Annotated in this window: 3 protein-coding genes; all 3 read left to right on the plus strand. The window is 44.7% G+C overall.

Going from position 1 to position 5,292, the window contains the following annotated elements:
• Positions 1 to 328: 328 nt before the first annotated feature.
• From KTE19_RS10835 to KTE19_RS10845, 3 genes are read left to right on the plus strand one after another with little or no spacing between them, the layout of a single operon-like run.
• Entirely contained in the window at positions 329 to 2,065 is a 1,737-nt protein-coding gene (locus tag KTE19_RS10835; RefSeq protein ID WP_217163912.1) for an ABC transporter ATP-binding protein, read from the plus strand.
• The gene (locus tag KTE19_RS10840; protein ID WP_217342277.1) at positions 2,065 to 3,945 is read left to right on the plus strand and encodes an ABC transporter ATP-binding protein; all 1,881 of its coding nucleotides are present in this window, start codon (positions 2,065 to 2,067) and stop codon (positions 3,943 to 3,945) included. The genes KTE19_RS10835 and KTE19_RS10840 overlap by 1 nt, the downstream gene beginning before the upstream one ends.
• 13 nt (positions 3,946 to 3,958) lie before the next feature.
• Positions 3,959 to 4,882 carry an HlyD family secretion protein gene (locus KTE19_RS10845; RefSeq protein WP_217163908.1) on the plus strand — a complete coding sequence of 308 codons (924 nt, stop codon included), beginning with the start codon at positions 3,959 to 3,961 and terminating at the stop codon, positions 4,880 to 4,882.
• Positions 4,883 to 5,292: the final 410 nt, after the last annotated feature.

The following is a 5,292-nucleotide window of genomic DNA, read 5'->3' on the forward strand; positions in this document are numbered from 1 at the left end:
CAGCGCCGATAAGCTATCGACTCCGTGCCGCCTAGGAAAGACAAGCAAATATTTACTTTAACTTTTGGGGTACACCTCAATTTTACCTCTTCTCTTTTACGAAGTCCTGTCATAACAGCTGGTTGTCTTTTCTTCTATTATATATTGGTTAGACAGACTTATATATAAACACGTGAATTTTATTGCAGAATAGTTCATAATGGAATTTATCGATTTGCTAAAACAATCTATTTATGGCTTGTATTTTTCCATATTGAGCAGTAACATAGTTCGGTACCTAATTAAGTAACAAATAATGATTCGAAAAGAACCTGGAAGGAGTCCCAACATGCTGAAAATTGCTAAGAACCGGATCTCGTACCTGGCAGTCCTCGGAGCAGTCCTGTTTATGTGCGTTCAAGTGATTGCGAACTTGAACTTACCCAGCCTCACCTCCGACATTGTTAACAACGGGGTTGCCAAAGGAGACATTCCATATATTTGGAAAGTCGGTGCCGAAATGGCCGGTTTCTCACTTGTTAGTATTTTTGCGGCGATCTGCAACGTATTTCTGGCGGCCAGAACTTCTCAAAAGCTCGGTCAAAATTTACGCAGCGACGTTTACCGTAAAGTGATCAATTTTACAAAAGATGAGTATGACCAGATTGAAACCTCTTCTCTCATTACCCGGACAACCAACGATGTGGTCCAAATTCAAAACGTCGCCATTATCATGCTGCGGATGATGTTAATGGCCCCAATCATGTTGATCGGTGCCAGCTTCTTGGCTTACACCAAGGATCACCAATTGACGATGATCTTTTTAATTGTTTTACCAATCATGATCGTTTTTGTTGGCCTGTTGCTATACTTCTCTGTACCACTGTTTAGAGCAATGCAGACCAAGACGGATAAAATCAACCGAATTTTCCGTGAAGGACTGACTGGCGTCCGAGTCATTCGGGCTTTCCGGCAGGATCAATTCGAACAGAATCGCTTTGAAGATGCCAACCGTGATTACACTGACAACGCCATCAAAGTCAACACAATCATCGCCTTGGCATTTCCAGTTATGACCCTGATCATGAGTGGGACTAACGTTGCGATTGTTTGGTTCGGTGCCAAATTAATTGGTAGCCAAGCCATGCAGGTTGGTAACTTAATTGCGTTCATGAGTTACGCAATGCAGATTCTGATGAGCTTCATGATGCTATCAATGGTCTTTGTGTTCATCCCAAGAGCCCAAGCATCTGCCAAACGAATCCAGACCGTTCTGAATTTAAAATCAACCATGAAGCAAGCACCTAAGCCGGCCGTGCTTGATCCTCATGCTAAAAATCATACTTTAAAATTTGATCACGTAGACTATCGTTACCATAACGCTGAACTTCCCGCCCTAAGTGATATCGACTTCGAAGCCCACAGTGGCCAAACAATTGCCATCATTGGTGGGACCGGTTCTGGGAAAACCACCCTGGTCAGCCTGATTCCCCGTTTCTATGATGTTGATAAAGGCGACATCGAATTGGATGGTCATAACATTGAGGACCTCTCAATGGTCGACCTCAGGAATCAAATCTCATTGGTTCCCCAAAAAGCCACCCTTTTCACTGGAAGTGTCCGCGATAATTTGAAATATGGTAACGAGAACGCTACCGACGATCAAATTTGGCATGCACTAGACATTGCCCGAGCAAAGGACTTCATTGAAGAAGATCCTGCCGGCCTCGACATGCAGGTTGAACAAGGCGGTGACAACTTTTCTGGCGGCCAAAAACAACGGTTGGCAATCGCCCGAGCCTTGGTCAAAAAATCGTCCGTCTACGTTTTCGATGATTCGTTTTCTGCATTGGACTTCAAAACCGATGCCGATTTGCGGGCAGCTTTACGAGCCGACAAACACATCCAACAGAGCATCACGGTCATCGTTGCTCAACGAATCGCCACAGTTGCCGATGCTGACCTCATCTTAGTATTGGATAATGGTAAATTGGTTGGTAAGGGCACTCATGATGAATTGCGGGCCACCAACAAGGTTTACCAAGAAATTATTCATTCACAATTACGAGAGGAGGATGAAAAATAATGGCTGAAAAAGAGACTGCTCCTCAACCAACTAACCAAAATCATGGCGGCCGTGGCGGCTTTCAAGGCGTTGTCCAAAAGCCTCATAACTTCTGGGGAACCACAAGGCGGCTGTTGAATTACATGCAGGACCGGCTGATTGGGTTAGTGCTGGTAATGGTTTTTGCCATTATCAGTGTCATCTTCCAAATCAGAACCCCCAAGATCTTAGGGGAAGCAACGACTGAAATTTTCAAAGGTTTAATGAAAGGCAACGCCCAACAAAAAGCTGGCTTCGAGATTGGCTCATTGCCGATTAACTACGAGAAAATCTTTCAAATTATCCTGATCGTTATTGTGATGTACTTGGCTGCCGCAATCTTCAGTTTCCTGCAGCAATACATCATGACCCGAATTTCTCAGAATACCGTTTATAAATTACGGCGGCAAATGAAACAAAAGATGCGCCTCGTGCCAATCAAATATTATGATACCCATAGTAACGGGGATATCATGAGCCGGGCTGTCAATGATATGGATAACATCGCCAGTACCCTTCAGCAGAGTCTAACTCAAGCCGTTACCAGCTTTGTGACCTTTATTGGAACTCTGTGGATGATGTTTACGATTAGCTGGAAGCTGACCCTCATCGCATTAGTAACCATCCCGTTGAGCTTAGTGATTGTTGGCATTGTTGCCCCCAGATCACAGAAGTACTTTGCCGCCCAACAAAAGAGCCTGGGGTTGTTAAACAACCAGGTTGAAGAAAATTACGCTGGCCAGATTGTCCTCAAGAGTTTTAATAAAGAAAAAGATACCATTGACCAGTTCGAAGTTCAAAATAAGAAGTACTATCAGGCTGCTTGGAAAGCCCAGTTTATTTCCGGAATTATCATGCCCCTGATGATCTTCTTGAACAACATTGGTTATGTATTCGTCGCCGTTGTTGGCGGTATTCAAGTTGCTAACGGAACTGTGACGCTTGGTAATGTCCAGGCATTCCTGCAGTATACCAACCAATTTTCACAGCCAATCTCCCAGTTGGCCAACCTTATGAACACCATTCAATCAACGATTGCGTCTGCCGAGCGGGTGTTTGAAGTCATCGATGAAGAAGAGATGAAGATTACCAAAGCTAATCGACCCGTTGAAAACGATACCGATAACTTGGTTGAGTTGGAACATGTTCAGTTCGGTTACGAAGATGAGTTGCTGATGAAGGACTATAATCTAGCCGTTAAGCCTGGCCAACAGGTTGCCATTGTCGGCCCGACTGGTGCTGGGAAAACTACCATCATTAATTTGTTGGAACGTTTCTATGATGTTAAAGGCGGCAGCATCCGTCTCAAAGGCGTTGATACCCGTGACTTGGACCGAGAAAAACTCCGATCCCATTTTGCCATGGTGCTTCAAGATACCTGGCTCTTCACCGGGTCAATCTATGACAACATCAAGTACGGGCGCGAGGATGCCAGCAAAGATGAAATTATCGCCGTCGCTAAGGCAGCCCATGTAGATGAATTTGTTCGCAAGCTGCCAAAAGGATACGATACCGTCTTGAATGAATCCGCCTCAAACATTTCTCAAGGCCAACGCCAGTTAATCACAATTGCCAGAGCATTTGTTGCCGATCCTGAAATCCTCATTTTGGATGAAGCAACCAGTTCTGTTGATACCCGGACCGAAGTTCAGATCCAGCATGCAATGAGTCAGTTGCTGGAAAATCGGACCAGCTTTGTGGTTGCCCATCGATTGTCGACTATTCAGAATGCAGATAATATCATCGTGATGAATCACGGGGCCGTTGTGGAAACTGGAACGCATAATGAACTGTTGGCCAAAAACGGGTTCTATGCAGACCTTTACAACAGTCAATTCTCAGACGACGTGTCATTTGATTAGGAGGAAGCTACTAATGAAGAAAATCATCGGTTTATTGTTTGCAGCTGCCTCGTTAACACTATTGCTGAGTGGCTGTGGCAAACCCACACTAACCGTTTCAGATCATCATTTAAGTGCTAATGCCCTCGCCGTGACGGTTAAAGGCAAAAGCAATCAGGCAAAAGTTCACTATGCGATTAATGGTGGCGCAAAGAAATCCACGAAGACCACCAATGGCGCCTTCGTGATCAGTGTTCCCACCAAGGACTACAAACAAACTGTTCACTTGTCAGCTGATGGGAAACGGCAAACAGTCCACGTTGCCAAAGCGGACGTTATTTCAACTTACAACAAAGTGCGGGCTTCGTATAATCAGGCACTCACGGGAACTGCCCTTTCCAAAAAGGATCAGCAGTTGGCCAGGGGCATGGCAGCCCAAGCAGCTGAACTGAAGCAGAAATCCCAGGCATTAAAAGCCAGCAAGGCAACCGGAATGGCCGCCATGCAGCAAAAGGCTAAGCAAGCCGCCACATTACAAGCGGAAGCTGCCAAATTGAAGCAAACCCAAGCCCAACTCGCCCCGGCGATGAAACAGGCAAAAACGAGCGTGGCTGATCAATTGCTGCCAGCATCCCCGAAATCCGGTATTCACAATTTAATTTCGTCGGATAAGCTGACGCTACGGGCCAATTTGAACAATGATCAGGTACTTGGAATTGCAATGATGGTACCCGTATCAAGTTTAAAACACAAAAAGGACCTCAAACCATTTATCATGTCATTCTCCATTTTGGCGGATAGTGTTGGTGCCAACGCCAAACATGTGCTAAAGGACTTTCAAAAGTCTGCTAAAGCAAAAAAGTCGAGTTCAACCACTGCTCCGACGTTCCATTCAAATGGTATCAGGTTTAGTTTGGGGTACTCGACCTCAACATTGTACGTCTTTATCACGAAATAAGTGATTCTAAAAATGAGACTGGACCAATAGGCGTTTTGATCCCAGAATTTAACAAAGATGACCAATTATTCCTGATTTTGGAATAGTTGGTCATCTTTGTTAAATTCTGGGATCAGCCGTTTGGCGCAACTTTAGGTGGCTACGGTGATCTAAGTGAATGATCATTGATTGAAAATTAATATATGTCCAGACCTTATTTTTCTATTTATGGACATTATCTTTCTTTTAGGACAGCTCCTCCAGGCAGCAACCTGCACGTAAGCACCACAAGCAAAAATTCCAAAAACCGGAATTTCTCCTTGCGGCAACTTACGCTCCGGTTGCTAACCGCCTGGCTCCGCTCACTTGTTCTTAGGACAGCTCCTCCAAGCAGAAGTCTGCATGTAAGCACCACAAGCAAAAATTCCAAA

The organism is Lentilactobacillus dabitei (assembly GCF_019061365.1).
Classification (GTDB): domain Bacteria; phylum Bacillota; class Bacilli; order Lactobacillales; family Lactobacillaceae; genus Lentilactobacillus; species Lentilactobacillus dabitei.